General features: G+C 45.1%; 32 protein-coding genes and 1 rRNA gene. 7 read left to right on the top strand and 26 right to left on the bottom strand.

Going from position 1 to position 26865, the window contains the following annotated elements; genetic code table 11:
• From HFE01_RS17790 to uptA, 16 genes are all read right to left on the bottom strand, one after another.
• Nucleotides 1–64 (bottom strand): 16S ribosomal RNA (locus HFE01_RS17790); the annotation flags it as partial.
• A 495-nt stretch (nt 65–559) separates the two neighbouring features.
• Nucleotides 560–1495, bottom strand: coding sequence for a nucleotidyltransferase-like protein (locus HFE01_RS17785; RefSeq protein ID WP_052132615.1), 936 nt, complete (start codon nt 1493–1495; stop codon nt 560–562).
• A gap of 56 nt (nt 1496–1551) precedes the next feature.
• Nucleotides 1552–3270, bottom strand: coding sequence for a glycosyl hydrolase family 18 protein (locus HFE01_RS17780; protein ID WP_019688588.1), 1719 nt, complete (start codon nt 3268–3270; stop codon nt 1552–1554).
• A 186-nt stretch (nt 3271–3456) separates the two neighbouring features.
• Nucleotides 3457–3888, bottom strand: a complete 432-nt coding sequence (locus tag HFE01_RS17775) for a Fur family transcriptional regulator (RefSeq protein WP_013373015.1) — start codon at nt 3886–3888, stop codon at nt 3457–3459.
• Nucleotides 3889–3996: 108 nt separating this feature from the next.
• Nucleotides 3997–5400: a DUF4097 family beta strand repeat-containing protein gene (locus HFE01_RS17770; protein WP_019688589.1), complete on the bottom strand. Its 1404-nt coding sequence runs from the start codon at nt 5398–5400 to the stop codon at nt 3997–3999.
• Between the two features lie 7 nt (nt 5401–5407).
• Entirely contained in the window at nt 5408–6052 is a 645-nt protein-coding gene (locus HFE01_RS17765; protein ID WP_025365819.1) for a hypothetical protein, read from the bottom strand.
• Between the two features lie 83 nt (nt 6053–6135).
• Nucleotides 6136–6849, bottom strand: a complete 714-nt coding sequence (locus tag HFE01_RS17760) for an MgtC/SapB family protein (RefSeq protein ID WP_016820257.1) — start codon at nt 6847–6849, stop codon at nt 6136–6138.
• 59 nt (nt 6850–6908) lie between these two features.
• Entirely contained in the window at nt 6909–7370 is a 462-nt protein-coding gene (locus HFE01_RS17755) for a GNAT family N-acetyltransferase (RefSeq protein WP_019688591.1), read from the bottom strand.
• A gap of 134 nt (nt 7371–7504) precedes the next feature.
• Nucleotides 7505–8950, bottom strand: coding sequence for an Asp-tRNA(Asn)/Glu-tRNA(Gln) amidotransferase subunit GatB (gene gatB / locus HFE01_RS17750; RefSeq protein ID WP_016820259.1), 1446 nt, complete (start codon nt 8948–8950; stop codon nt 7505–7507).
• Nucleotides 8951–8976: 26 nt separating this feature from the next.
• Entirely contained in the window at nt 8977–10434 is a 1458-nt protein-coding gene (gene gatA, locus HFE01_RS17745; RefSeq protein WP_039276213.1) for an Asp-tRNA(Asn)/Glu-tRNA(Gln) amidotransferase subunit GatA, read from the bottom strand.
• Nucleotides 10435–10461: 27 nt separating this feature from the next.
• A complete protein-coding gene (gene gatC / locus HFE01_RS17740) occupies nt 10462–10749 on the bottom strand; it encodes an Asp-tRNA(Asn)/Glu-tRNA(Gln) amidotransferase subunit GatC (RefSeq protein WP_016820261.1) in 288 nt (95 codons plus the stop codon).
• A gap of 293 nt (nt 10750–11042) precedes the next feature.
• On the bottom strand, nt 11043–11429 hold the full coding sequence (locus HFE01_RS17735; RefSeq protein WP_016324719.1) for a hypothetical protein: 387 nt from the start codon (nt 11427–11429) through the stop codon (nt 11043–11045).
• Between the two features lie 80 nt (nt 11430–11509).
• Entirely contained in the window at nt 11510–11719 is a 210-nt protein-coding gene (locus HFE01_RS17730; RefSeq protein WP_107734564.1) for a hypothetical protein, read from the bottom strand.
• Between the two features lie 244 nt (nt 11720–11963).
• A complete protein-coding gene (locus tag HFE01_RS17725; RefSeq protein ID WP_016820263.1) occupies nt 11964–12593 on the bottom strand; it encodes an MBL fold metallo-hydrolase in 630 nt (209 codons plus the stop codon).
• Between the two features lie 3 nt (nt 12594–12596).
• Nucleotides 12597–13166 (bottom strand): thioredoxin family protein, encoded by a 570-nt coding sequence (locus HFE01_RS17720; protein WP_017425942.1) that lies wholly within the window; start codon nt 13164–13166, stop codon nt 12597–12599.
• A gap of 1 nt (nt 13167) precedes the next feature.
• Complete coding sequence (gene uptA / locus HFE01_RS17715; protein WP_013373027.1) at nt 13168–13782, bottom strand: undecaprenyl phosphate transporter UptA; 615 nt, start codon at nt 13780–13782, stop codon at nt 13168–13170.
• Nucleotides 13783–13927: 145 nt separating this feature from the next.
• On the opposite strand from uptA, the gene HFE01_RS17710 reads away from it, so the two are divergent.
• Nucleotides 13928–14251, top strand: coding sequence for a hypothetical protein (locus tag HFE01_RS17710; protein ID WP_017425943.1), 324 nt, complete (start codon nt 13928–13930; stop codon nt 14249–14251).
• An 80-nt stretch (nt 14252–14331) separates the two neighbouring features.
• Here HFE01_RS17710 and HFE01_RS17705 read toward each other — a convergent pair whose 3' ends face one another.
• Together HFE01_RS17705 and HFE01_RS17700 are read right to left on the bottom strand one after the other, a co-directional pair.
• Complete coding sequence (locus tag HFE01_RS17705) at nt 14332–15546, bottom strand: class I SAM-dependent methyltransferase (RefSeq protein ID WP_019688593.1); 1215 nt, start codon at nt 15544–15546, stop codon at nt 14332–14334.
• Entirely contained in the window at nt 15533–16189 is a 657-nt protein-coding gene (locus tag HFE01_RS17700) for a DUF6483 family protein (RefSeq protein ID WP_016820268.1), read from the bottom strand. Before HFE01_RS17700 ends, HFE01_RS17705 begins: the two co-directional genes overlap by 14 nt.
• 396 nt (nt 16190–16585) lie before the next feature.
• Here HFE01_RS17700 and HFE01_RS17695 point away from each other — a divergent pair, with 396 nt between their 5' ends.
• Entirely contained in the window at nt 16586–17152 is a 567-nt protein-coding gene (locus HFE01_RS17695) for a pyridoxamine 5'-phosphate oxidase family protein (RefSeq protein WP_016820269.1), read from the top strand.
• 100 nt (nt 17153–17252) lie between these two features.
• Here HFE01_RS17695 and HFE01_RS17690 read toward each other — a convergent pair whose 3' ends face one another.
• Complete coding sequence (locus HFE01_RS17690; RefSeq protein ID WP_017425945.1) at nt 17253–18047, bottom strand: alpha/beta fold hydrolase; 795 nt, start codon at nt 18045–18047, stop codon at nt 17253–17255.
• A gap of 88 nt (nt 18048–18135) precedes the next feature.
• Nucleotides 18136–18726 carry a spore protease YyaC gene (gene yyaC, locus HFE01_RS17685; RefSeq protein WP_026065353.1) on the bottom strand — a complete coding sequence of 197 codons (591 nt, stop codon included), beginning with the start codon at nt 18724–18726 and terminating at the stop codon, nt 18136–18138.
• 120 nt (nt 18727–18846) lie between these two features.
• Here yyaC and HFE01_RS17680 point away from each other — a divergent pair, with 120 nt between their 5' ends.
• Nucleotides 18847–19074, top strand: coding sequence for a DUF1128 domain-containing protein (locus HFE01_RS17680; RefSeq protein WP_013373034.1), 228 nt, complete (start codon nt 18847–18849; stop codon nt 19072–19074).
• 158 nt (nt 19075–19232) lie between these two features.
• Here the strand turns inward: HFE01_RS17680 and HFE01_RS17675 are convergent, their stop codons facing one another.
• Nucleotides 19233–19952 carry a pirin family protein gene (locus HFE01_RS17675; RefSeq protein WP_016820272.1) on the bottom strand — a complete coding sequence of 240 codons (720 nt, stop codon included), beginning with the start codon at nt 19950–19952 and terminating at the stop codon, nt 19233–19235.
• A 230-nt stretch (nt 19953–20182) separates the two neighbouring features.
• Here HFE01_RS17675 and HFE01_RS17670 point away from each other — a divergent pair, with 230 nt between their 5' ends.
• The 4 genes from HFE01_RS17670 to HFE01_RS17655 all read left to right on the top strand — a co-directional run bounded on the left by HFE01_RS17670 (nt 20183) and on the right by HFE01_RS17655 (nt 22304).
• Nucleotides 20183–20896: a phosphatase PAP2 family protein gene (locus HFE01_RS17670; RefSeq protein ID WP_017425947.1), complete on the top strand. Its 714-nt coding sequence runs from the start codon at nt 20183–20185 to the stop codon at nt 20894–20896.
• A 140-nt stretch (nt 20897–21036) separates the two neighbouring features.
• Nucleotides 21037–21294: a GlsB/YeaQ/YmgE family stress response membrane protein gene (locus tag HFE01_RS17665; RefSeq protein ID WP_016820274.1), complete on the top strand. Its 258-nt coding sequence runs from the start codon at nt 21037–21039 to the stop codon at nt 21292–21294.
• A 42-nt stretch (nt 21295–21336) separates the two neighbouring features.
• A complete protein-coding gene (locus HFE01_RS17660) occupies nt 21337–21738 on the top strand; it encodes a YtxH domain-containing protein (RefSeq protein WP_016820275.1) in 402 nt (133 codons plus the stop codon).
• Between the two features lie 95 nt (nt 21739–21833).
• Nucleotides 21834–22304 (top strand): DUF5665 domain-containing protein, encoded by a 471-nt coding sequence (locus HFE01_RS17655; RefSeq protein WP_017425948.1) that lies wholly within the window; start codon nt 21834–21836, stop codon nt 22302–22304.
• A 114-nt stretch (nt 22305–22418) separates the two neighbouring features.
• Here the strand turns inward: HFE01_RS17655 and HFE01_RS17650 are convergent, their stop codons facing one another.
• The 5 genes from HFE01_RS17650 to HFE01_RS17630 form a co-directional block, all read right to left on the bottom strand.
• Nucleotides 22419–23378: a magnesium transporter CorA family protein gene (locus HFE01_RS17650; RefSeq protein ID WP_016820277.1), complete on the bottom strand. Its 960-nt coding sequence runs from the start codon at nt 23376–23378 to the stop codon at nt 22419–22421.
• A 118-nt stretch (nt 23379–23496) separates the two neighbouring features.
• Nucleotides 23497–24270, bottom strand: coding sequence for a sigma-70 family RNA polymerase sigma factor (locus tag HFE01_RS17645; RefSeq protein WP_013373041.1), 774 nt, complete (start codon nt 24268–24270; stop codon nt 23497–23499).
• Complete coding sequence (rsbW, locus tag HFE01_RS17640) at nt 24267–24719, bottom strand: anti-sigma B factor RsbW (RefSeq protein WP_167442864.1); 453 nt, start codon at nt 24717–24719, stop codon at nt 24267–24269. The genes HFE01_RS17645 and rsbW overlap by 4 nt, the downstream gene beginning before the upstream one ends.
• Nucleotides 24720–24737: 18 nt before the next feature.
• Nucleotides 24738–25076, bottom strand: a complete 339-nt coding sequence (locus HFE01_RS17635) for an STAS domain-containing protein (RefSeq protein ID WP_013373043.1) — start codon at nt 25074–25076, stop codon at nt 24738–24740.
• A 100-nt stretch (nt 25077–25176) separates the two neighbouring features.
• Nucleotides 25177–26847, bottom strand: coding sequence for a response regulator (locus HFE01_RS17630; protein WP_107734563.1), 1671 nt, complete (start codon nt 26845–26847; stop codon nt 25177–25179).
• Nucleotides 26848–26865 lie beyond the last annotated feature (18 nt).

Here is a 26865-nt window from a genome sequence, read left to right as displayed (position 1 = left end):
CGACTTGCATGTATTAGGCACGCCGCCAGCGTTCGTCCTGAGCCAGGATCAAACTCTCCATTAAAGACCAACCGAAGCTGGTTATAGAAAGAGCGATTAGCTCATTTTGAAACTGACGAGATAAAATATCTCTTTTTTGCTTCCATTTCATACAGCCAGATGGCATGTACCAAAATTTCAGCATTGGATTTTATAAAAAAATCCGTACTCACTCGTTGTTCAGTTTTCAAAGATCAAACTTTATTTTCTCTCACTTTGTTTCACCACCGCGTCTCAGCGGCGACTTAAATAATGTAACACATAACCTCATTTTTCGTCAAGCATTTTTTAAAAATTTATTTCCTTGCTTGATGCAACACCCTTTATCCTGCTTTACACAGTTCTAAATTATTCGTGTTGCTTAATGGGGCGAGTTATAACTTAGCACATATTTTACATACTCGTCAAGCTAAAATAATCATTTATATTTTTTAATCTCCTGTAAATTCTAATCACATAAGAAAAAAGGAAGAAAAGATCATTTATCGACCTTTCTTCCTGATAAAATAACCTCCGCTCATCAAAGAAGGGAGTAGCGCAGTTCACGATTTTGTCCGCGATCCCTAAATTCCCCGACGGCTGATTCTCTAATAAGCGAACGATAAACCAGTTTACGGAGCACGACGGTAAGATCTAATTGTAGATTCTTGAGCTCAGGATGATTCATAAGTTCATCTATAGACCAAGGTTCCCGTCTGCTGCCTAATATACGGAATAGCGGAGAGGAGCACTCCTCCATTTTCGACATGACTGAAAATTCACAAGCAAGCAGTACCAGTTCAACCCGTTGCTCCAGAGTCTCCGTACTTAATGTGAGCTCGTTATACAGCTTCTCAATTGTTCGATCCAGCGGCTGCATCTGAACCCATAAGTGAACCTTTGGATAAATCCCACGTTCAATGAGTTCAATAGAAGCCCAATGATCCAGTGCCTTCAGAACACTTTGATAAGCGTCAATGATCCGCCCTTCTCGCACTGCTTTCTTACCCTGAACGTAATTGACCAGAAAGCGGGAGAACTCATGAAATCGCTTCTGCTCCCGCAGTGGATCGTTAAATTCAATAATTTCCTGTCTTAAAAGACGTACCCTGTCATCCCGTTCCCAGACCATACGACCTTCTAGCACATAATCTATAATGTTGGCTTGTTCACCTGCGATAATCCAACCCTTCAGACAACTAAGCGTTGTGTACAACACTTGGCATTTTAATCCATTAATAAATAAGTGTTGTATAGATTGAACTGGCTCCCGGCCTTCTCCAATAATTAGAATGAGTTCATCAAAGTCATACAACATCGAACCGTGAAAATATTCTCCCGGCTTTCTGTACGAAATAACACCTATTGAATCTTCCTGCAACAATTCATCATGCATCAGGTTTAATTTGGTTAGCTGCACTTCACCCTCCATACCTGCAAGGCGGCTATAACCGCTAAATTGGATATTTGGATACATGTGATCATTTCTACATAAATAAGAGACTTCCTTCTTCAATTGTATAATTTTTTATCTTATTTAATTATTTCTTTCAGTGTTATCCAAGCGTCTTCATCTGCAAAGCTCCGACTCCACACACCAATTCCGCCCAGGTTCAGTGATTTGGCAAGTTCTACTCTTGCCTTCAGGGATATCTGATCCTCTAGCCAAATCTTTTTGACCACACCGTCTTCGGTATATTCGACATAATTCTGACCTTCAGAAGCTCTAAATTTGGGCTTCAACTTAAATTGGGCTACGATATCTGCTGCTGACTCCATACCAATTGATTTGGAGGTGACCTTAATCTTCCCTTCTTTGGGAGTCTCGGACCAAACGCGGGTATATAACGGAATACCTAAAACCACTTTTTGAGGCGGCACTTCGTCTTCCTGAATAATCCGCCGAATTGACGCTTCTGTCCATGGTAATGAGGCGACGGAACCAGCTTTTGGACTAGCCGCCCAATGCTCATCATACGCCATTACCATGAGATAATCTGTTATAGCACCCAATGCCTTTCGATCCAAGAAAACAGACCACATCTCACTTTGAGATTTAGGCGTAACATCAATGGACAGTATCAAATCATGTTCCCGGGCCATCGGTTTAAGTTCCCGAAAAAATTGGGTGACATTGGGGCCATCCTTCGTATGGACATTTTCAAAGTCAATATTAATACCATCCAGATCATTTTCTTGGGCAAGTGAGATTATCTGATCTACAATCGATTTTCGACGTTCAAAGGTAGATAGTGCCTCTGTTGTTATTTCGGGGTTAAAGCTGTTGCTCAACAAGCCCCATACCTCCATGCCCTTACGATGTGCCCAACTGACATATGCTGGGTCCGCCTTGCTTTCTACAGTACCCTCATGATCAACGACGCTGAACCATGTAGGGCTCACCACATTTACTCCAGGCATAGGGTCAAATTTGGAAGGATCAGGCTTACGATTATAGACGGCTTCCCAAGCGAGATTCACAGGTTTACCCTGCCAATGCTTCTCCGAGATTGACAAATCGTCCTTAACCGAAGGTATCACAAGTTCTTCTCCTTCAGAGATACAGTCTGACTTCATGTATCCTGCATAACCATTGTCTAACTGCACAAAATACCAATCGCCCTGTTGAGACCAGATGCGTACTTTCGTCTGCTGTGATACATCTGCCAAAATAAAAGATAGACTAGAGGCTTCTTTGCGTAAAGCAATTCTAGCATCCTGTTGCCCATCTTTCTTTTCTACACTACCTAGCCTGACCTTCTCTCCAGCTTTCATCAGAATGACAGCACCTGTTACAGGGTCTTCGTGGATGGATATACCATATACTTCACGTACAGCCTCAATGGGGATATATACCTCTCCACTGATTATCTGAGGGGCGGCGCTAAGTGCATATGTTTTACCATTCAGTTCGCCTTGTGTCTTTGCAACATTCATATGGAGCAAGCTTTGTCTCGTTGCCATAATGACGGTTTGGCTGTCATCCTCATAACGAATGGTAGGGTCAATTTGACCTTGTATCAATTTAAGCGGCATCAGCATGTTTTTGCCGGAGCTTTGAGCTTCATATCCGGTCAACTTGCCCTTCATAAAAATAGGTCGGACACTCCCCTGCCAATCGGGTTTCTCGTGAAGAGGATTACCATACCATACGACAGTAATTGCGCATATAATCGCTGCGAATAATAGCAGGCTTGCCGCTCCTTTGAATCGAGAACGTTTACGGCGGCGTCTGGAATGATTTCTGGCCAATATTGAACCTCCATTGTAAGAAATTTTGATTTCTGTATTTTGTAACTTTAACAGATTACCTGAGACAAAAAACAAAGTGATTTAAACAAAAAAACGCGGTAAATCCCCACTTATGGGGAATTCCTCACGTTTCCAATCCATTACAATATATACATACCGCACTAAAAACTTTTATCCCTTGTTTCGCTACGATTGTTTGTTACTACAAGCTTTGCATACTCCGTGTAACTCCATACGATGTCCATGCACCTCGAAGCCTGTTTCCAACGCGGCATGGCGTTCCACATCTGCCAAATACGGATAACTGAAATCTTCAATCTTTCCGCATTTTTCACAAATGATGTGATAGTGCTCCGAAATATTGGCATCATAACGACTGGCGTTATCTCCATAGGTCAACTCATGTACCATACCCGCTTCTATAAACATCTTTAAGTTATTATAAACCGTAGCCACACTCATACTTGGAAACTTGGACTCAAGCGCACGATATATTTCATCTGCAGTCGGATGCCCCATAGATTCCATTAAATAGTTTAATATGGCATGGCGCTGGGGTGTTATGCGTACACCTGTCTTCTTCAGAAGTTCCAAAGCATGCTGGACGCGTGCTGCCATATATGTCCACCGCCTTATCCCTTACTTGCAATCCTATCAATTACCACGCATCTATTTACAATTCACTTCTAAAGCTACTCACATTGTACGGTCTACTCAAGAATCTTGTCAACGCGCCGTATTGTCGCCGGATGTCCGTACAGAAGTATCGGTCGCAGGAACTTCAGATTCACCCGGAGAACTTCCAGTTGCATCGGGCGCAGTCGATCCTCCAGAATCATCCAAGTCGGGTAACGACGGCATCAGTAACTTTTTAATGGTTAAATTGCTGTTCCCCTCTACGTTAATCACATATTTGCCATCCCCGTTTTGACCTGAAATGCTTTTACTGTCTATCTTAAATGGAAAATCAGACTGAAGATTACCATAACTGCTTGAACCCTCTAACTGAAAATCTCCATTTGATGGAAGATCCAATACGATATCACCGACAGCACTGTATATTTTCCAATCTCCGCCCACCCTCTCGCTATGCACTTTGATAGCGCCATTAAGCGAATTTGCATTCAGCTTGGCTGTAGAATTCAGCACATTCATGTCACCATTTTGAGTATCAACGGTAATATCCCCTTCCGAACGAGCGACCTGAATGTCACCTATCATAGTGTGGAGTGACAAGGTCCCTTCAATATCCCCTGCCTGCATATCGCCACGGTTCGTGCGTACATCCACATCTCCAGAAATCCGATGCAATCTAATCTGACCGTTCAGGGTGCCTCCTTTGACATTGCCGATAGCGTCATTAACTGTGAGATTCCCATTACCGCTCTCAAGCCGGATGCTATCGATAGCGTCAACCCCATTTAAGGTAATATTCCCGTTGGAGGTTCTAATCTGCATATTGAAGCGCCGATCCTCTGGCACGGTGATCAACATGTTCATTCGAGGCTGACGTTTACTTGATGCTCCGTATGACTGTACCTCCGGACGAATCTGGATGGTCTTGCCATCGGTAGAAGTCAGTGAAGAAGCTTGAGCAATCTTGTCCGCTTCGGCAGCAGGCGCTTGATCCACCCATAGAGTCCCGCGTACCTCTATATTGGACACCGGCCTTCTGATTAGTGTTATATCCCCATTCACTGAATCAACTACTAAATCGGACGTCTGCATAGTTACAGGTATCAGCATACCACCCATATCATACCGATTCTCTTTAGCCTGGCTAAAATCCATAGAAGCCGATGTCAGATTGAGACTAACCCGGTTCCACAGGTACATATAATGGTTTTGCTGGGTCACGATAAAAACCGAAGCAGCCACTACCAAAGCGGACAGAATCCCCTTTAAGTCAGGTCTGAAACGTCGTCCGTTGTCAGGCTTGCCCTCTTTGCGATAATACACGCCAAAAAAAATCAGATACTCCAGACCCCAAAGCACAAAGATTACAGGCCACCACACAAGGAGCTGGAGCATATATTCCGTGTTCTGAAGCACATCTACAATCAGCAAAATGCCTACAGCCATCAACAGAAGCGAAGAGGTGTAGCGGCCGACTCTTATTTTGCGGTGCACGCCTGCTTCACCCTCTTTCTTTCAACTTTTTACGTTTAAAGGATAGAAAGGCTTCCCTTAGAAAAAGGAATAAACCGATAATCATTAATATAATGGCCAGCGTCAGGAACCCATAATCTTCGAAGAAAATGCTTAACCAGCGAGGTTTCATGCGGAACAGAATCATAAGTCCACCGCCTGCCACCAATAGCACAGCAAAAGCAAAGCCTCTTTCCCACGCATAAAATGGACTACTTTGCTGACCTCTAGCATCCATTCGTGCATATTGATCTGGCTTGCGCCGATAACGAACCATGTAATCCGCTGACTGTAAGACATCATATACATTATAAAAATATAAAACGGGTATGAACAAGCCAAGCAAAATTAGTAATGGGATGTTAATCCTCAATCCATCGGAGGAAACATACAGCATCGCAAAAATATCTAGCAGGAGCAATACAATAAATGTAAGCCCCCTAATAAATAGTCCTAAAAAAAGATGTCCCATTCCAGGTATCAGTGCTGCCATGATAATGGCAATTACTTTGCGAAATTTAGCGTATTGCAGACGCCCCCGCTGTTTCTGTCCATGTGGCTGTTCAGCCTGTCCGGACTCTCCCGACGGTAACGGTTGTTCCGAGTTCATGCCATCCTCCCCTTTGAATTCCATACGTAGCTCCGCTGTAAAATACTTTGATGGTTACATAGTACCCCAATCAGATTTGATAGTAACTGTAAAAAAAAGGGTTATGATCACTCAACGGAGACGGCAGCTATATCTTCCCATTGTCGTAAATCAGCTGCAATACGCACCGGATTAAAGTCATGTCGGGCCAGCACCTCCAGGGAAACCTCCATACTCTGACGATCCGGGTGCAATTCATGAAATGGAACATTTTCATGTTCTTTAATCATGATTTTACGTATTTCCACTTTTTCCTGCTCTAAATAAGTCGAAATTTGATCGAGCAATCCGTGAGAGGACAATCCGTACAGTGTAATAAGATGAGGCTTGCGTCCACGCATATACCGAAGTTCTAATTTGTTGAACACCCATAAATTTAAAAATACGAGCACAGTTGCCGCTATAGAGGGTAAATAGAAGCCTGCTCCGACCCCAAGGCCAATGGCAGCTACGACCCAAATGGAAGCCGCCGTTGTGAGTCCAGTAATGGATTTACCTGTGAACATAATCGTACCTGCGCCCAAAAAGCCTACGCCAGTAATCACCGCCGTAGCCAAACGAGCTGGATCTATACGCACATTAGCTTCTTTAATAAAATCAGCAAAGCCGTAAATGGAGAGTAGCATAATCAGCGCCGATCCAAGACTGACCATAATGTGAGTCCGTAAACCAGCAGCATGATTGGAACGTTCTCGCTCAAAGCCAATGAATCCACCGAGAAGCATGGACAGTAATAGCCGTAAAATGATATGTGAATCATCTATAATCCACGGATTATTCATTCGAGTCTCTCCTCCCGGTTATGTCGTGCTTCCCTGTCCGGGCACGCGGTTTGTGAGTATTATTCCACGTTATGCAAATGGTAGGTGGTTAATTCCACGCCTGGGGCCACTTCTGCTGCGGAAACAGGACGAAAACCATGTTTTTGATAAAGCGTCACCGCAGGAGTGTTTAAAGTTCCAGTGGTGACGATAAACAGGGGAACATTCCGATATTCATTCAAAACATGCTTCATTAAGGAGTCCGCAATCCCTTTGCGAAAATGATCTGGATGAACCATCATACGTGTAAGGGTAAGCGAACCAGATGACTCAGACTGCACAGCTAGTGCTCCTAGCAGTTCATCATCCTCCAGCCACCCATAAAAAGACTCCCCGCAGCTTCTCAGCGTCTCCAATGTATCCATCAGTGGAGGAATCTCATCAAATCCAATCAGTTCAGCTTCCAGTCTATAAGCGACATGCTGAAGACGCCATATCTGACTGACAATATTATCATCTTCCAATGAACATAGGGTAACCATGCTGTTTGCCCTCCTAAGGAAACTCATCATATGTCATCACGCTTCTAATACGTGTTTGATGCCCCATTCGTGTCTTTGCACCTATGCAAAAGGGGCCTGTCCCTAAAAGACAAGCCCCTGTCATAACTATGCCATTAACGGTTCAACACTTCTGTCAGCAACTTATTAGCGAGGCCAGGGTTAGCTTTGCCCTTGCTCTCCTTCATCACTTGACCGACCAAGAAGCCGATGGCCTTTTGCTTGCCAGCTTTGTAATCCTCGACCGATTGCGGGTTGGCTGCTACAACTTGTTCGACAATTGTCAGAATTGCACCTTCATCACTGATTTGCACAAGCCCTTTTTCTTCAACAATTTGCTGTGGCAGTTTATCACTTTCCAGCATTTCCTTGAAGACCGTTTTGGCAATTTTACTATTGATCGTACCCTTCTCCAGTAGTCCGATCATTTCACCCAAGCCCCGACCTGTCAATTTAACCTGCGACAATTCTACATTGGCACTGTTCAAATAGCCGAGTAAATCCCCCATAATCCAGTTGGATACGGCTTTGGCATCCTTGGTGTACTGAAGACTATCCTCGAACAAATCAGCCAATGGCTTGGAGGACGTAATTACCTGTGCATCATACTCAGGTAATCCATATTCCGAAGTGTAACGTGCTTTACGCTGGTCGGGTAATTCAGGAATCGAAGCACGGATACGCTCTTTCCACTCCTCATCAATATGCAGTGTAACGAGATCCGGGTCCGGGAAATAACGATAGTCGTGCGCCTGTTCCTTACCACGCATGGACAGTGTTTTACCCTGTGCCTCATCCCAGCGACGTGTTTCCTGTACGATCGTTCCACCTTCGTCCAGCGTCTGTTCTTGCCGGAACTGCTCATATTCCAGTCCGCGCTGTACGCCCCGGAAGGAGTTCATGTTTTTCAGTTCCGCTTTGGTTCCCAGCTCTTTTTGTCCATGCGGACGAAGACTGATATTCGCATCGCAACGAAGCGAGCCTTCCTCCATCTTCACATCGGATACGTCACAATACTGCATAATGGCACGTATTTTTTCCAGATAAGCCTTGGCTTCTTCCGGCGAAGATATATCCGGCTCCGAAACGATTTCAACCAATGGTGTGCCGACCCGGTTAAAATCAACCAAAGAAGCATAGCCACCATCAACGTGGGTTAATTTCCCCGCATCCTCTTCCAGATGCAACCGGGTAATGCCGATACGCTTGGTTTCGCCGTTCACTTCAATATCAATCCAGCCATGCTCACCAATCGGTTGGTCATATTGCGAAATTTGGTAAGCCTTCGGTGAATCAGGGTAGAAATAGTTTTTGCGGTCAAACTTGCTCACATCAGCGATGGTGCAATTGAGCGCCATTGCCGCTTTCATCGCATAATCAACGGCTTGACGGTTCAATACCGGCAATACTCCCGGATGTCCTAGACAGACCGGACATGTATGAGAGTTTGGTGGTGCTCCGAAGGATGTCGAGCATCCACAAAATATTTTGGACTTCGTATGCAATTCCACATGGACTTCAAGTCCAATGACCGTCTCATACTTAGATGTAGTTGTAGACATGAATAGGTTCCCTCCTTTTTGGCAAATTACAGCTGCGGACGCTGCTTGTGAAATTCAGTATTTTGTTCGAATGCATGCGCTACGCGCAGTACAGAAGACTCGTCAAAGGCTTTCCCGATAATTTGTAGTCCGACTGGCATTCCATCTGCAAGACCACAAGGAATACTGATCGCCGGCACGCCAGCCAAACTCACTGGAATCGTCAAAATATCGTTCAAATACATTGTCAATGGGTCGTCTACTTGGGAACCGATTTTGAACGCGGTAGTCGGTGCAGTAGGCCCGATAATCACATCATATTGTTCAAATACACGATCAAAATCCTGTTTGATCAGTGTGCGCACTTTTTGAGCTTTCAAATAATAAGCATCGTAGTACCCGGAGCTGAGTGCATAGGTACCGAGCATAATCCGACGCTTCACCTCAGGACCAAACCCTTGCGTACGGGACTGATGGTACAGATCGAGCAGGTTATCCGGATTGTCTGCGCGTACACCATAGCGCACGCCGTCAAAGCGGGCCAGATTGGACGATGCTTCAGATGAAGCCAGTAGGTAGTACGTTGCAACTGCATATTCCGTGTGCGGAAGAGATACCTCTTCCCATACAGCGCCCAATCCTTCCAGTGTTTTCAGTGCATCAAGCACCTTTTCCTTGACCTGTGGATCTACGCCTTCACCAAGATACTCTTTAGGCACAGCGATACGAAGTCCCTTCACATCTCCGGTTAAAGCGTTCAAATAATCAGGAATGTCTACCTTCGCAGAAGTGGAGTCCTTCTGGTCATAACCTGCAATGGCTTGCAGGACATAGGCTGAATCCTGAACATTTTTTGTAATTGGTCCGATTTGGTCTAAAGACGAAGCAAAAGCCACCAGTCCAAAACGGGATACCAGACCATAGGTTGGTTTTAAGCCAACTACGCCGCAATAAGAAGCGGGCTGGCGAATGGAGCCACCTGTATCGGAACCGAGCGTGAAATAAGCTTCACCTGCCGCAACAGCTGCAGCCGAGCCGCCACTGGAACCGCCGGGAACACGTTCTAAATCCCAAGGATTACGTGCAGGGAAAAAGCTGGAGTTCTCGTTAGAACCACCCATGGCGAATTCGTCCATGTTCATTTTACCAAGTGTCACCGTTTGCGCTGCGCGTAACTTACCGACAACTGTGGCATCGTAAACAGGATCAAAATTTTTCAAAAACTGACTGCCACATGTTGTGCGCAGCCCTTCCGTCACGATATTATCCTTAATACCGACCGGCAGACCAAACAACAACCCTCGTTCCTCTCCCGAAACCAGCTGATCATCCAGCTGACGTGCGGATGCCCGAGCCCGTTCCTCGTCGACAGTAATATAGGCCCTGATCTTCTCTTCCCGCGCATCAATTGTCTCCAGAGCGTGCCCCACTAGATCACTCACGGAAATTTCCTTTTGATGCAGCTTGTTATGTATTTCCGGCAATGTGTTATTAAACAAGCTCAATTTGCATCCTCCTTTCAAATGTGAAATCTATTCCAGAACAGCAGGAACTTTAAACTGTCCATCTTCTTCTTCAGGTGCATTACGCATCACTTGCTCATGCGTCAAACTTTCGCGAACTTCGTCGTCTCGCATGACATTGCTGACGTGCAGCACATGAGTGGTCGGTTTTACCTGCTCCGTATCCAGCTCATTCAGCTTCTCCGCATAATGGAGAATGGCGTTTAATTGCCCTGTCATGGTTTCTTCCTCAGTCTCGGTCAAATTCAATCGGGACAGCCTGGCTACGTGACGGACATCTTCCTTGGAAATGTTCATTCAAAACCCTCCTCATGTATATATAAAAATCCAATAAGCGACTGGAATCGGATTTTGCAAAATCCTGGTATCAAAAATGTTACACCGAACTTTGAAATAACGTTTTTAATTATAGGATAGAACCCTATACAATTCAATCTTTGACGCGGTACAGAAGCAGACTGTACATCAATGAGGTAAATGTTACTAAAAGAATATAAAAAAAGCACCTCTCGGTGCTCTTTCAAGAAAACTATAGCAGCTGAAATCGTGCCCATTATATATTGTTAAAAAGAGTCGGCAACAGCCGATTCCTATATCCAAGCACGCAAATTAACTTGTTTAATAAAATCAGCCTGTGACAACAATTCTGCCGCGGTTTCTTCTTCCTCAGTCTCTACTGAATCATGACCACCGTTCATCACATGTCTGAACAGCTTCTCATTATGAGTAGCAAGGGCGTAATCTATCAGCGCTTCACGCTCAATCCGCTCAGCTTCCAGCTTGAGAATACTTTCTTCCAGCTCAATGTCCCCGGATGGTACGAAAAAATTGCGATTCACCTTCGGTACGCGAATGACATAGTCAAAAGCATTGTCCGCATTACGGTCGTAAGCAATGATATAACCATGTTCGCCCACAGGAAGATTCTGCTCAAAAGCATCCGCGACGATCATAATTCTAGCTCCTAAATGATGCATCGTTAGCCCCCCCGTTTGTCTGAACTTATCTGCTAAGTCTACTAAAAAAAAGGTAGCTTGTCTATATCATCTATGTATCTTCATAATCGACCGTCTCCACGTACAAATCTATGCTCATTAAGCCGTATATGCCAGTTTTGCGTAAGGGTTCCGCCCTGCCGTTTCACCTTTTTCCAAGTTATGATCTTCGGTTCGGAACCTACCACAACATCTTCAATATCTACTATTTTGGGAAGACGGAAACTACCTTCTTTCTCACGGTGTACCTCATATATATGTTTTCTTTTCATTCTTGCTCCCCCTTGTGATCTGACGGCTTCATGCCTCTTTATCCTCTTAATGGGCAAAAAAAAGAACGCAAACCGGGATTCATCCACAGCTTGCGTGCTTCGCGAGTTTAGTATGTAACTTCAATAAATTTATGTTAACAAAAATAAAAACCTTTGTCTATACATAATTTATATTTTGTTGTCGAATTGAGGCAAAACCTGTCACTTCTTTGATTTTGCCTCAATTAATTAACGTTTATCAAATTTACCGGATATACGGATTGTTGGCTTTCTCATAACCAATGGATGTTTTGGGTCCGTGACCACAATAGACCGTAACGTCATCTCCAAGCGGAAACAATTTATTCTGAATGGAATCGTACAAATCCCGTTCCCGCCCCCCCGGCAGGTCGGTACGTCCGACACCCTGACGGAATAGTACATCCCCGGAGAAAAGATCTTTGCCACACAAGAAGCTAACACTTCCGGGTGAATGCCCCGGTGTATGGAACACCTTGAACGTGTGCCCGATTAGATTTAATTGCTGACCTTCCGCCAAATCATATTCGGCAGGTCCTGTCGAGATCGGTGGAGAAGCCTCTGGCCACATCAGGGAGCCATTCAGCTTAGGAGATGTGAGCCAGTCTTGCTCCAAGGCGTGCAGATAAACCGGGCATCCTTTCGCATTGCGAATCTCCTCCACTCCTCCAATATGGTCAAAATGGGCATGGGTCAGCAGGATAGCTTCAATGGTCAGGGATTCAATCGCTCTCAGCAAAGGACCCGGATTCATTCCTGGATCAATAATAACAGCGCGCTGTGGATCATCCCCTTGAAGCAAATAAGCATTCGTTTGAAGTGGACCCAGATTAAAGCTGCGAATGGATAAGGTCATAAGTTAAAATCCCGAGATCAGCTCGCGTAATTCCTGAACAATCACAGGATGAACCTCGGTTCCCTCCCCATATTTTGCAGCCATTTCTTTGCGAGCAACTGCGATTTTTTCTTGATAATCATCGGCTTCCCGATCTGGATTTTCACGTTTGAATTCGATCATAATTTGTTGGACATGTGCAGGACGTGGTCCCCAGTGACCCAGTACGTGGCCCCCAGTATCCGCAAAAATCACAATCGGCACAGCACGTCCGCCCATCGTCAGGAAGTCGTCCATCAGCGCCTGATGATTTTCCAAAATTAATACTTCAGTTGGAATACCGCTATTCTCCAGCGCGCGGAACACAACTGGCACATTGCGTACTACATCCCCACACCAGTCGGCAGCCAATATAAGCACACGCAGATCATCACGATGGTTCAGGCTTTCAAAAAACTCCCGATCCTCTTCGCTGCTCCACACAAACTGATCGTATCCGGAGCGGAAGGCTTCTTTGTTCTTTTCCATGCCCTCCATAAATTGTTCAGGACTCAAGCCCTTGCCGAAATATTGCGATACGTTAGTACGGCTCATGTTATACACTTCCTTTTTTGTTTTTGGCTACAATCCATTTGATAACAAAATAAATGATCAAGAGCGCAAGAGCAACTAGCAAAATGGGTTTGATGTAAGGTGCTGCCACTTCGTCAATTTGCTCCCACTTGTCTCCCAGCAGCATACCTAAATATATAAACAAAACAGACCAAGGTATAATCGCCAGCGTCGTCAAAATAATAAAGCGCCATACGTTCATTCGAGCCAACCCGGCAGGGATTGAGATCGCGTGACGAACAACAGGGATAAAGCGAGCTGTAAAAATGACCCCCGTGCCATATTTATTGAACCAGGCTTCAGCGTGGTCGACATGGCTTTTTTTAATGAGTATGTATTTCCCATACTTATCTAATACGGGTCTGCCACCATAGCGTCCAATCCAGTAAATGAACAGTTGGGCCAGCACCCCGCCAATCGTTCCGAACACGACTGCGCCAAAAAAATTAATATGACCTGAGGACACTAAAAAGCCGCCGTAAGCGAGGACAATTTCACTTGGAATGACCTCCACCATCAAGCCTAGCATAATACCAAAATACCCAAGACTACGAATGATCTCAAACAAATAATTAATGATACTAGATATATGGTCCATTTTTTCTTCCCACTCCCTGCCTGTTTCTCTATTTTCATTAGTGTATCACAGCGACAGAACACGCCGCCACTTCGCTCAAATAGGGAGGTCAGTGACCCCGGCTCCTCTGCCCGCATAAGTTGTGAGAGAGAGGAGGGGGTACAATATGCCTCCCGGCAAATTCCCCAAACATGACAATTCACAATCCCGTTTGCCCACGGCTCGCGGGATCCGCCGCGCATGCTGCAAAGAGCTGTACCGAACCTGCAAACGTCTGCCTGTTCACATTGCTCCTGATCTGGTCAAGCAGGGCGAGGAGCTATATTGCCGCAAGGTCGTCGGCCACCTCATCTGGATTGCGGAAAACCATAGCAATCGCAAACTACTGTGCGACTGGTGGGACGAAGATGTCAGCGAGGAGCTCGCGGCATTGTGGAAGGTGGATCGCGATGTTTTGTGCACCGCTTTTAGAAGTGCCTATGGCGGGTAGAGGTTTTCGTACAGCAACCATGAACTGTAATCTACAAAAAAGTGGAGCCACCCCGCAGTGGCTCCACTTTCACTATATTCTTAGCTGTGTGTCTGCTTCTGCCCCGCTCCTTCTGGAAGCAAATCCGCACAAGCACGTTCCAAATAAGGATCAGCATGTATAAAATCCCGAAATGCTGTGTACTCACGCCACAGAACGGACCGTTCTCCCGCTTGGCCTTTGACAGCACGAATCAGAATATTTTTAGGTGTGTGCTCCATGTCGATAAATTCCAAGAGCTGTGTCCGATACCCCATCATATCCAGCAGCTTGGCCCGGATTCCATCCGTTGCCAGTGCAGAAAAACGCTCCTTTAAAATGCCATGGGAGAGCAAAGGCTCCAAGACCGGGTTTTCCAGTTGGCTAAACAGCTCATGCTGGCAGCACGGAACTGATAAAATGACAGACGCTCCCCAGCGGACAGCCTTTTCCAGCGCTGCATCTGTTGCTGTATCGCATGCATGCAAGGTAACGACCATATCCACCTGCTCCAGTTCATTGTAGTCTGCGATATCTCCGACCAGAAACTCCAACTGTCGATATTGCAGCTTTTGCGCCAGAACATTACAGGTTTCAATAACATCTGCCTTTAAGTCCAAACCGACAATCTGCAAAGGTCGTTTTTGCTGTACTGCCAAATAGTGATACAAGGCAAAGGTCAAATACGATTTGCCGCAGCCAAAATCCACAATCGTCAATGGGCGGCCTACCGGAAGGCTGGGCAATACATCCTGCACCATTTCGAGAAAACGGTTGATTTGACGGAATTTATCGTATTTGCGGGCCAGTACCTTACCGTCCTCATTCATAATCCCCAGCTCAATCAGGAAAGGAATACGTTCTCCTTCCTCAAGCACATATTGCTTTTTGCGATTATGAGACAGATCGGCTTTACTTTTGCTCGGTGACTTTGTCAGAATGGATACTTTATATTTTTTACTGATCAGCACCTGATAGTCTGCATCCTTGGCACATAGAAGTCCTTGGCGGAATGTGTCCTCAAACAAGGCAGTCATGCGCTCATTAGCTTCATCAGGGGTCAGATTTTCATGAATGACTTTGTTGCTGTAATGAAAGGCAAACTGGTAATGCAGTTTGTTTTTCAATTCCACAGGTTTGATTTGCACTTTAGTAAAAGAAGCATCCTCACGTTTGCGCAGCTGACTCAGCGTTGCTGTTATGAGGGAGCCTCCCGTGGTCAATTGGTATACAAGTTCGCGCAGTGAATCCAAAAGGTACATCTCACTTTCTTTCATGTAATTGGGTGATCTCGGACAAACCCTCGATGATTTCCCGGCGTGAAATTCCACCCCGCTCTAGCTCTGCATCGGTCTTATCCAGTAACTGACTGTAAAATGCCTCTGCTTCCGATCCCAGCTCTGGCTGCTCCCATGCCAATCCAAACCAGACATCGGCGGCTTGGTCCAGTCTGTTTTCCCGCTCATAATGAACAGCCAGTAGCTTGCTGGTTTCAGGAGAAAGCTCATATTCATGAACCAGTTGTACGATACACGCTATTCGTTCAGGCAGGACCTGTAGATCACGATTCGCGCCATTCAGATCGCTGTACAAATATAAATGAAGAGATTTCATTAAAATTCGTATGCCCTCGTCTATTCTGCTGGTCTCCATGTATATAACAGCTTCTTCTTCCAGAATGCGAGCCACTTGCTGAAGCTCATCCGCTTCCATCCCAGGGCCCATTCGGAAAAGCTCAATAATTTGTTCTGGCGGCAATCGTCTGAGCAAATCTGAACGAAGGCGAAACTGCTTGTTGAGTAGGTCATCTAGCTGTTTTAGCGCTTCGACGTGTTTATTTTCACGCCTCAGACCGAGCACTGATGCTACTGCTGATGTCAATTCTTCCATCATACTAAGCAAATAATCTTTTCTAAGCAAGCCGTTCCCTTCCTTTCATCCTGATGCCTAGAGAACCAGCAACCCTGTCCCTTCTGATTGTAAGACATCCTTGTCTAAAAGCCAAATGCCGCCATCATGGCGTAATCCTATTTAGTACAATTACAAATCATTTATAGCATCAATGATCCGGCACTCAGAAAATCACGTATGACACGTAACATTTGGGTAGCACAATGTTTTGTAGCCGGTCATGTGATCAACTTCAAATACAAGTATTCGAAAATTTGATATTGATTCTCCGTTAGCCTCATGTTATTTTTGTTTCATGAGAAACAAAAATAATCATTGTAATGCATTAAATCGCAAAAATAAAATATAATATTTATTTTCGTAAGAAACAAAATTGCGAACTAATTACGGGAAGGATGTTGAAGTATGGGAAAACAATTTAGTTCGATACTACCGGAATATAAGGAGTTCATACAGCGACAGCATATTTTCTTTGTAGGATCAGCACCTGTATCTGAGACGGGGCATGTGAATATTTCCCCCAAGGGATATAATTCTTTTCGTATATTGTCAGATCATAAGGTAGCCTATCTCGACTTGTCGGGAAGTGGCAACGAGACAAGCGCACACATTATAGAGAACGGACGGGTAACCATCATGTTCTGTGCATTTGAAGGCGAGCCCTGTGTATTAAGGCTCTTTGGTACTGGCACAGTCGTGTTGCCCAACACAAAGCGTTGGAATGAGCTGTATCCTCTCTTCAATCCACTGCCTGGAGCAAGACAAATCATTGTTGTAGATGTTCATATGGTGCAACATTCATGTGGTTTTGCAGTTCCCTTCATGACTTACACGAGCGAACGGGAAAAGCTGAAGGACGTAGCGATTCAGATGGGCGAAGAAGCACTTAAAAAGTATGCATACGAAAAAAATTTAGAAAGTATTGACGGTTTGCCGACAGCGTTTGCCTTGAACAAAAACAATATGACTTAGGCATTTTACACATCAACCGATATGAAGCAACAAGTCAGCAAAAAACCGGATCTCTTCTGTTACCACATCAGAAGGTTCCGGTTTTTAGACTTACCCTACTCTACTTTTTCAAGTTCTGGTCCAAAAATGACAAGATGGCATTCGCTAATAACTGTGGTGCTTCGAACAAGCTCATATGTCCAGACTGCGGTAGGGTAACCTGAGTTACTCCGGCCCGATCTGTTGTAAACGTCCGGGCTGGAGGAACCGCCTGATCCTGCTCGCCTGCTACTAAAAGAGCTGGCAATGCAGAAGCCGACAGCACATCCCGACGGTCCGGGCGCTCGCGCATAGCCAGTGATGCTCCTACGGCTCCTTGTGGAGGTGTTTTGTAGCCAATTTCTTTGACTTTGAGTAGTTGGTTTGGCATCGACTCCACATGTTCAGGAGCAAACAACCCCGGTACGAGCCCATCTACAAAGGTTGTAATTCCTTCCGTTTGAATGGTGGATACAGCCTTGTTCCGCTTTTCTTTACCTTCGTCCGTATCTGCATAAGCCGTCGAATGAATCAATCCAAAGGCCGTAAGACGCTCTGCATGTCTCTGGGCCGCGGAAAGGGCTAAGTAGCCTCCTAGGGAGTGACCAAACCATGCAGCCTGAGGAATGTCCAATTGTTCCTGAAGTTTAAGCACATCGTCTGCCATTTGATCAATCGTATAGGCTCCGAGTGGAGCATCGCTGCGTCCGTGTCCACGCAAGTCTGGAACAATACAACGATAGCTTGGGGATAGCAAGGGAACAACCTCATCCCAATAGGAGGAGCTTCCGCAAAATCCGTGCAACAGAATGATCGGATCTCCTTTTCCTTGTTCGGCATAGCAGATCGTCGTTCCTTCGCATAATACCTTTTCCATGTGGAACCCTTCCTTCTCTGTATATAATCTATTGGTTCTGAATATATTAGTGAGTAGAACATGCTGATGTATATTATTAAGCAGACCATCAATATCTGAAACGGTAGCCCGCTGGAAAATCTTGCGAAGCTGTTTTTAAACCAAATTCACAAGCCGCTGCATCTGCAATATATGCAGCCATCGTCATGACCAGATGAAGCGACGTCATCTGGAGTGTCCAGTAGGGTTTGGGACTGCGCTCATTCACAATCGCGGCCACGCTATAATGCCCGACGGACGGCAGAGACAGCCCGACCGATCGCGCAGGGGTTAGCGGTTCACGGGCAACAAGGAACATTCCCGTTGAGCCATGCTGTCCAAGACAAGCATCTATGGCGATCACATGATGATCTTGGGGAATACGCTCCAAGTATGAAACCAGATGATCCGCATCACAAGGCTCCGTCATGGTGCCAATCACATGCGGAAAGCCTTGCTCCTTGAGCATGGTGCCTACCAGTGGCCCGAGTGAGTCACCCGACGAGCGATCTGTACCGATACATACAAAAGTCAACTTATCTATAGCATGCTGATGTTGAATTTCTCGAAAAAACGGTGCGAGTCCGTCGCGATCTGTTTTCTCTACATTAGGTTCTAAGGGCGAGCGACCAGATGTAGAAGCTCGATTATACAAAGACAACTTTGTCCATCCTCCTTCATTCAGTTGTATATCGGTAATCTGGCTATCAGTACATTCTACAACAAAAACATGATACAATACAGGCAACTTCCCCTGTTATGAAAGGATGGAACATTAACGATGGATTTGTCTGTACCGTCTCATGCCAATATTGAGTATATGATTGAGGGCATTAAAACCAAGCTTCGTATGGCGAGTGGTGCTGCTATGCAGGCTTCCGCTTTCTCGCTAGAGCAATACGAGGACATCCATGATGTCTACGATATGGTGATCAGCAAGCCTAACCTCAGCATTTCAGAGGTTGAAGCCATTGTCTCCGAACTGGGTAGATTGCGTAAGTCCTCGTAAATCAGCTTGTAGGACAGACAGCTTGGCTATTTTAAGTTTGTCACCACAAATAAAGCTCGTATCTCCGGTCGTCTTAACAGACGCGCAAGGGATATGAGCTTTATTTTTTCGATGCATATACGTATTTTCATCCACTTCTTCCTTTACCCATGGAAGCTTCAAGGCAAATCTACTAATACCAGTTCAGATACTTCCTCATTCCCTGTAGCTAGTATCTTTAATGTACAGTTATTCTGAATTCGCGCGGCATCGCCAGGTTTTAACTGAAATTCCCCATCCTGACACGTAACTTCAACATGACCGCTAATGATATAAATGTGAGTGCGGCGCTCCTCTTGCTGCGGATATTCAAGCTGCTGTCCCTTTTCCAATCTGCTCAGATACAGATTTATATCCTGTGCAATCGATAGGGCTCCCTCCACCTCTGAACCAGACACTACGGGCTGAAGTCGATTTAGGCGTTCACTGTGCTTGAATCTCTGTACCTGATAAGAAGGCTGAAGGCCAGGACTCTCGGGTAGAAACCACATTTGCAAAAAACGAACCGGTTTTTCATCCCCAGGATTTCGCTCCTCATGTTCAATCCCAGTGCCTGCACTCATAACCTGAATCGAGCCGCTTTTCAGATCCTGTTCGTGACCCAAGCTGTCGCTATGATGCAGAAGGCCTTCAATTACATAGGTGACGATTTCCAAATCATGATGCGGATGTCTTTTGAACCCTTGCTGCGGTTTAAGCTCATTATCATTATGGGCTAGCATACATCCAAAATGGGCATTGCTCGGATCTTCATAATCTGCAAACGAAAAGCTAAATTCACTATGAATCCATCCCTTATTTGAGGTATGTCTCTCTGCTGATGTCACTATTTTAATCATCTTAACACCTCCATGGATTCCAGTTCCGTAAAGCAGCCCTTACTTCGTGATTCCTAATCCACTTCCGGCCCTGGCATTACAAACGCTGTAATACGATCCCTTTACCCCGCACTTATATGCGTCAATCAGCCTATTGTCTCTGTCTGGTTTTGCTCTCCCGTTCATTATTCGTTAAGTTAATAGTACACAAAATGAATCTATCACAGCCATAAGGAGGCGATTTACTACATATGCTATCCCATGAACCTCAACGATTCCGATTCTTACCAAGCTTTTTGCGTCGCAGTCTGTCTGCATCTATGATCATGATCGCCGTCTTACTTCTCATTGCCTATTCAATAAGATGGATTGGTACAGCTCCTTTTCTATATTGGGATGAGCGTATTCAGGATATTGTTTTTCCAGACACAGCTGCTGCTCATTACCAACTGCTACCCGTCGCTATATTCATTACATCGTTAGGCTCATTCCGCATATCATTACTGATAGCAATCGGTACCGCAATCTTGTGCTGGGTCTATCTCCGCTCAAAAGCGTATTCCTTTGCCATCCTAAGCAGCTTTACGGCGATGTGGGTGCTAAATACGATCATAAAAGAATTTTTACAACGGGAACGCCCGTCTCTTCAACATTTGGTGGAAGCAGGAGGTTACAGTTTTCCCAGCGGTCATGCGATGATTTCCATGGGATTTTACGGAATGATATTTGCCATTTGGGCTATAGAACGAAAGGTTCATAAGCGTACATTCTTCCTTCCGTGTGTTCTTGGTGCATTACTCGTTCTCTTGATTGGCCTCAGCCGTGTATATTTAGGAGTTCATTTTCCTACCGACATTGTAGGTGGCTATATTGCAGGTATGATCTGGCTGGTATTTACCGTTCCCGTGGTCTATTGGCGAGCGCGTCTGTGGCGTTCCTTCCCTTCATTTCCTCCCCGACCATAAGCGCTTTAAGATAGCTTTTTTGTTTCACTCAGGGTCACAACGTTTATATACGAAGTAAGCAAGGCAAAGAAATAACGAAAGCTCAGCATTCATCAAAAACATTATCGTTGTGTGAACTCAGGATAAAGGAGGCGATCCTTGTGTGGGGAATTGTCCTAAGTATTGTAATGGCTATTATTATCGGATTGATTGGCGATGCACTGGCTGGTCATGAAATGCCTGGCGGCATTGCGGGCTCTATGATTGCTGGCTTTGTAGGAGCTTGGCTCGGTGCCATGATTCTAGGAGACTGGGGTCCAGTCATCGGAGATTTTGCAGTCATTCCAGCCATACTTGGAACCGCATTGTTCGTGTTCTTGCTCGGACTTGTGTCCAGGCTATTAAGAAGGGCTACCTAACATTTATATATATTTTTTATTCTATAAAAGGAGTGATATATCATGAGTAACATTGACAATCAAAATATGGCAAGCACTTCAGGTTTTGCAAAGGGTTTATTCATTGGAGGTTTGATTGGTGCTGCGGCAGCCCTGCTGTTCGCTCCAAAGCCAGGCCGTGATTTGCGTAGCGATCTGTCCGAAAAAATGACTGTTGTCTCCGATAAAACCAAGGATGTTGCATCCGTAGTCAGCAGTAAAGCGACGGATTTGGCCAAAACCGTTTCTACCAAAACAGCAGATGTAGCCAAAACGGTAGCCGAGAGCAAAGACAACATCGTATCCAGCGTAACTAAAGCCTCTGCTGATGTTGCTAATGAAGCGGCTAAAGCAGATAAAGAAGTTATGGATGCAACTGCTCAGGCAGCCAAGGACACTCAGAAGCAATTAAATGCAAATTCCTAATACGAATACATTCCGATTACAACCAAAATGAGCTCCAAACACTGAACAGCCAGCATGCAAGAAGCTGGCTGTTTTTAAATGATAGAAAGGCTGGGATGACAATGAACAAACCAAGCTCCTATGGAGATGATCTTGCTCGGAACAACAAGAGAACCTTTCACCCCCTACAGACACAAGATCAACCAGACAAGGTTTCATCCAAGCAGACCTCACCTACTCATGTTAAAAAGCATGATCATGAAAGAGATTTTGATGTGGATGAACATCCTTTTGAGCTACGCCATGAGGTCAAGCGGCTTAACAAACGTCTAGATCAAATCGCAGATACATTAGAAAAAGCAGAATTCAAAGATATTATAGAGAACTACTCCAGTACGAAAAGAAGAATTATTAGTAATCTGACGGCTGGGATTTCAAGGGGTCTTGGCCTTACACTGGGTACAGTGGTCGTACTCGCCTTACTCGCTTGGTTGCTTAGCTTCCTGGTGCAGTTAAATCTTCCAGTCATCGGAGATTTTATCGCCGAGTTGTTAGGATATATCAAAATGAGCCAAGGTACTAAGTGATTGTCTTCTATTTCATATAAAAACGATCCATCGAACCGGTAATGAGCTCCTAAAATGCCCCCGGTTGTGATGGATCGTTTTTTGAATGCACATTGTAACTGCCGTAAGCAGCCGCTACAATTTGTTACGCTTGTTTGTTTTTAATAAATCTCCTGTCCATCCCTTCATCATCAGCCAGCCGTACATCCCCGCCATACTTAACAGAGTAGCCATAATCACGAAGGTAAAACCCCAGCCTGTTTTGATCCAAGGCAGATTTTCAAAGTTCATGCCCCAGATAGCGCCTACTACAGTGGCCGGCGTAAATACAGCGGTCACGATCGTGAGTGTCTTCGTAATCTCATTGCCCCTAAATGCGGAAATGGCGTCATCAATGGAGATTAGTGTGTCGATTTCCTTCTCATAATGGCGGAATAGTCCCTCCATCCGAGTCACACGGTACAGTAACTGCTTAAAAAAGCGATTTTCCTCCAGCTTATCCAGATAGGCTTCGCGGGAAGCCGTGACCAGTTCTGAAAAAGGGATGAACATATTGCTCCAATACAACAGCTCGAAACGCGCATTCAATATAGAATCCATCAGCGTACGTGCGTTCCTTTTCTCCATGTCCTCTTCCAGTCTTCTCAGGTTGATCTCAAACTTATCCATTCCCGTATGAAAATAATGAAGCACAGCTCTCGCCAATACGAACATGCCATCAGCCGCATCCTCACACTGTTGCAGCATGGTTTGGCGTTCTGGGGTATGCATAATTTCACGGGTATTTTGGTCCAAATTTAAGGTCACTAGCTTCTGGTTTAGAACTAGAAAATAAAACTTGTTGCAATTGCGCTGACTGTCGATCTCCTCTTGAACGGAGTAGATCAACGATCCGCACATCAACGGCTGATTGCCATCTGGAAAGCGTACAGAAATAAAGCTGGATGGAATGTCCTCTACCTTATCCAGCCACTCTGCGGCCTCTGGGAGCTTCTCCTTCAAGTGCTGTATGACCGAATCCTGCCAGTCCGCAGCACAGATGTCCCACCATTCCCATCCTCCACGAAAGGTAGAAATCTGTTCAAATGCTGTCATGGATTCCATCCTTTCTTTGTTTTTTCCGCTTTATAAAAAGGACACGCTTCCCTAATTGGAATAACGTGTCCTTACGATGGGACGTCAAATATTATAAGCCATGAATTCAGCGATCTTGTCATGAAATAGAGGAATTAGACATAATCTGCTTCAACTTTTCTGTTGCCCGCTTCTGAATACGGGAAACGCTCATCTGCGATACGCCCAACGTCTGCGCAATCGCACGTTGAGATTGACCATCCTGAAATGCCAGAAGAAGCACTTTCTGTTCCTGCTCTTTCAGTTGGCTTAAGGCCTGCTGAAGATCCATCCGTTTTTCCACCGTGTCAAAATCGTTAGCATCTGAGCTAATAAGCTCACCTAACGTAGCTGCACTCTCTTCCTGGGATAATGGCGAGTCCAGTGAAACATAGTGGTAGCATTCGCGACCTGCAAGCACCTCGATCGTTTCCTCAACGGTAAGGTCCAAATACTCCGCAATCTCGTTCACATTGGGTGAGCGTTCTAATTTGACGGTCAGCTCATCAATCGCATGTTGAACAAGCGCTCCCTTTTCCTTGATACGGCGAGGGACCTGTATGTACCAGGATTTATCGCGTAAATAATTCTTCATATGTCCCAGCATACTTTTCATAGCGTACGGCTCAAATGGGATACCCAAGCTGATATCGTATTGCTGGAGCAGACGTATCAAAGCCATCTGACCGGTCTGATATAAATCCTCGTATAAGTCCGGGCGGTTACGGGATATCTTCCCGGCAGCCATCTTGACCATAGGCTCATACTTGCGGATCAGCACGGTAGCAATTTCGTTATCTTTGGTTTGCTGGTACTCCCAGATTAGACCAACGGCTTCATCCATCGACTCCGGGGGAGTTACCTTTTCATTCATACTCTTTCCTCACTTCTGGTCAGACGCTTTACCAACACCACTTCGGTACCTTTTCCTGTCTCATTCAAGATTTGAACATCGTCCATAAGCGCCTGCATGAGATAAAAGCCTAATCCGCCAATTTGCGCATCATTTAACTCCTTGTCATGCAAGGATGCGATACGAGACGGGTCCTCCACACGTTCAAAGCTCTCCCCTTCATCTTTGACACGAATGGACAACGAAGCTTCGTCAAATTCGAATGTTACTTCCACGACTCCTCCCTCATGACCATATGCATAAAGGACAGAGTTATTACAGGCTTCCGATACAGCCACTTTCATGTCTTCGATATCCTCATAAGAGGATCCCATTTTAGCGGCAATACCATATAAATTTAATCTTACAATATCAACAAAGTCAGCTGTGGCCGGCAAATTAAGAACTACTTTTTGAATTTGAGCATTCATTTCTTTTTCTTTCCTTTCCTATTGGGAATTCTCCTGGGGGGCAAAGAATTTGGCAATACCGGTCATATCAAACAGTTTTTGAATCTGAGGCGGTACCTCTTGAACCGTAAACCGGGACTCCATCCCATGCCTTGCTTTTAAAATGGATAGCAAAATACCAATGCCTGTGCTGTCAATGTATTTAAGGTCTCTCAAGTTAACAATCAAATCCTGGCTGGATTCCCCCACTAAAGGCTCCATGACCAGACGGAAATCAGGTGCTACCGAAAGGTCTAATTCTCCACTCAGATAAACGGTATTTACACCATCAGCTGTTTCTGTGATCGCATTGAACTTCTCATTTTTATTTGTATTCATAGGCCTACTCTCCCAAAAAAAGATTTCCCTACATACTAACCCAATATACGAGCGTTTGAATCACGTTATAACTTTTTATACACCTGTCAAATAACACCAGCTAAGCTTCATTGATTCGATCTTTACCTGGCTGCATTGGAAAATGGTCTGGAGAATGCCGGAGCAACGCCTGTTTTACACTGCTGATTTTAACGGGCTTACTAATGTAATCGTTCATTCCAGCTTCAATACATCGGGGCTGAATTCCCTCCATGACGTTAGCCGTCATAGCGATAATCGCAGGTTGAGATCTCCCCGCCAACTGTTCACGCACTCTACCCGTACACTCCAGGCCGTCCATTACAGGCATCTGCAAGTCCATAAAGATATAATCGTAATCCTGATTCGCAGTGACCATATCAAGCGCCTGTTGCCCATCTGCTGCCACGTCTGAAGCCAAACCAAGCTTATCCAGTATATTGACCATCAGCTTCTGGTTGATGGGATGGTCATCCACAACCAGTACAGGTCTACGGGTTTGGGGCTCCTGTTGTGGAATTTCCCAATCGTGGCTGGACTCCCCCTCCAGTTCATTTTCCTTGGCAAAGCCAAGCTTCATTGTAAAATGAAACGTCACACCCTGTTCTCCACTCGTATCCACACGGATATCTCCGCCCATCATATTCACTAAGGTTTTGCAAATAGCGAGTCCTAGACCTGTTCCACCATATTTGCGTGTCATTGAAGAATCCAGTTGGGAAAAAGGGTGAAATAGCCTTCCAACCTTGGCAGGATCAATACCAATCCCTGTATCCTTTACAGAAAACTCAACCGTAAGCCCATTGTCGCTACGCTCTTTAACCGATGCGAAGACATATACCCCGCCTTGGTCTGTAAATTTGACGGCATTGGACACCAAGTTAATCAGTACTTGACGCAATCTGCCCATATCTCCATATAACACGGGAGGCAACTGTTCATCGAGAAAATAAACCAGCTCCAAATTCTTGCGGTTCACCTCTACCGTAAACAGGCTGAAAACTTCCTTGATACAGGAAACCAAATCAAATGGATATTCCTCAACCTCCATCTTGCCTGACTCCAGCTTGGTAAAGTCCAGAATATCATTAATGACCGCGACCAGCGCGTCTGCACTGCGGCGGATGATATCGGCATATTCCTGTTGATCGTTTTGCAGCTCTGTCTCCATCAGCAGATCAATCATACCAATGACACCGTTCATAGGTGTGCGAATCTCATGGCTCATCATTGCCAAAAATTCGGTTTTGGCATTGGCAGCAATCTCTGCCGCCTCCTTGGCGGCAATCAGTTCGCTGTTCATCTTTTCCAGCTCCTGCGTCTTCTGATGAAGCAGCATGGACTGTGTTTTCAAGCGCTTGTTTGTCAGATACATTTGTACGAAGCCTTCAATTTTGGACTTGAGAATTTGAGGGATGAACGGCTTCACCATATAATCAATACCGCCCGCTGAGTATCCCGCAAACAAATGCTCCGCTTCCTTGCTGTTAGCTGAAATGAAGATAATCGGAATATCCTTCGTCTTCTCTCTGGCCTTGATTAGCTTTGCGGTCTCAATTCCATCCATACCCGGCATTTGCACATCGAGGACAACAAGTGCAAATTCGTCTTTTAATAGACATCGCAACGCTTCTTCCCCTGATGTGGCCTTTACCAGATTATATTGTTCACTCTCCAGCACTGCCTCAAGAGCGAGCAGGTTCTCAGGTCTGTCATCTACCAGCAATATATGAATCGGTTCATGAAGCCCCATGGAATCCTCCTAAGCATC

Source organism: Paenibacillus sp. EKM10P (assembly GCF_011800655.1).
GTDB classification, from domain to species: Bacteria; Bacillota; Bacilli; order Paenibacillales; family Paenibacillaceae; genus Paenibacillus; species Paenibacillus polymyxa.
The sequence above is the reverse complement of the archived record's forward strand: the minus strand, read 5'-3'. Positions and strand labels throughout refer to the sequence as shown.

Coding starts and splice junctions, on each gene's coding strand:
- HFE01_RS17675 (WP_016820272.1), bottom strand. CDS start 19,952: ATGATTAAAATAGTGACATCAGCAGAGAGACATACCTCAAATAAGGGA.
- HFE01_RS17635 (WP_013373043.1), bottom strand. CDS start 25,076: ATGAATACAAATAAAAATGAGAAGTTCAATGCGATCACAGAAACAGCT.
- HFE01_RS17735 (WP_016324719.1), bottom strand. CDS start 11,429: ATGCATCATTTAGGAGCTAGAATTATGATCGTCGCGGATGCTTTTGAG.
- HFE01_RS17650 (WP_016820277.1), bottom strand. CDS start 23,378: ATGACAGCATTTGAACAGATTTCTACCTTTCGTGGAGGATGGGAATGG.
- HFE01_RS17730 (WP_107734564.1), bottom strand. CDS start 11,719: ATGAAAAGAAAACATATATATGAGGTACACCGTGAGAAAGAAGGTAGT.
- uptA (WP_013373027.1), bottom strand. CDS start 13,782: ATGGACCATATATCTAGTATCATTAATTATTTGTTTGAGATCATTCGT.
- HFE01_RS17655 (WP_017425948.1), top strand. CDS start 21,834: ATGACAATGAACAAACCAAGCTCCTATGGAGATGATCTTGCTCGGAAC.
- HFE01_RS17630 (WP_107734563.1), bottom strand. CDS start 26,847: ATGGGGCTTCATGAACCGATTCATATATTGCTGGTAGATGACAGACCT.
- rsbW (WP_167442864.1), bottom strand. CDS start 24,719: ATGAATGCTCAAATTCAAAAAGTAGTTCTTAATTTGCCGGCCACAGCT.
- HFE01_RS17755 (WP_019688591.1), bottom strand. CDS start 7,370: ATGGTTACCCTATGTTCATTGGAAGATGATAATATTGTCAGTCAGATA.
- HFE01_RS17645 (WP_013373041.1), bottom strand. CDS start 24,270: ATGAATGAAAAGGTAACTCCCCCGGAGTCGATGGATGAAGCCGTTGGT.
- HFE01_RS17690 (WP_017425945.1), bottom strand. CDS start 18,047: ATGGAAAAGGTATTATGCGAAGGAACGACGATCTGCTATGCCGAACAA.
- HFE01_RS17660 (WP_016820275.1), top strand. CDS start 21,337: ATGAGTAACATTGACAATCAAAATATGGCAAGCACTTCAGGTTTTGCA.
- HFE01_RS17760 (WP_016820257.1), bottom strand. CDS start 6,849: ATGAATAATCCGTGGATTATAGATGATTCACATATCATTTTACGGCTA.
- HFE01_RS17725 (WP_016820263.1), bottom strand. CDS start 12,593: ATGACCTTATCCATTCGCAGCTTTAATCTGGGTCCACTTCAAACGAAT.
- HFE01_RS17680 (WP_013373034.1), top strand. CDS start 18,847: ATGGATTTGTCTGTACCGTCTCATGCCAATATTGAGTATATGATTGAG.
- HFE01_RS17775 (WP_013373015.1), bottom strand. CDS start 3,888: ATGGCAGCACGCGTCCAGCATGCTTTGGAACTTCTGAAGAAGACAGGT.
- HFE01_RS17705 (WP_019688593.1), bottom strand. CDS start 15,546: ATGAAAGAAAGTGAGATGTACCTTTTGGATTCACTGCGCGAACTTGTA.
- HFE01_RS17710 (WP_017425943.1), top strand. CDS start 13,928: ATGCCTCCCGGCAAATTCCCCAAACATGACAATTCACAATCCCGTTTG.
- HFE01_RS17670 (WP_017425947.1), top strand. CDS start 20,183: ATGCTATCCCATGAACCTCAACGATTCCGATTCTTACCAAGCTTTTTG.
- HFE01_RS17765 (WP_025365819.1), bottom strand. CDS start 6,052: ATGGAATTCAAAGGGGAGGATGGCATGAACTCGGAACAACCGTTACCG.
- gatC (WP_016820261.1), bottom strand. CDS start 10,749: ATGAACATTTCCAAGGAAGATGTCCGTCACGTAGCCAGGCTGTCCCGA.
- gatB (WP_016820259.1), bottom strand. CDS start 8,950: ATGTCTACAACTACATCTAAGTATGAGACGGTCATTGGACTTGAAGTC.
- HFE01_RS17720 (WP_017425942.1), bottom strand. CDS start 13,166: ATGAGCCGTACTAACGTATCGCAATATTTCGGCAAGGGCTTGAGTCCT.
- HFE01_RS17695 (WP_016820269.1), top strand. CDS start 16,586: ATGGGAAAACAATTTAGTTCGATACTACCGGAATATAAGGAGTTCATA.
- HFE01_RS17785 (WP_052132615.1), bottom strand. CDS start 1,495: ATGTATCCAAATATCCAATTTAGCGGTTATAGCCGCCTTGCAGGTATG.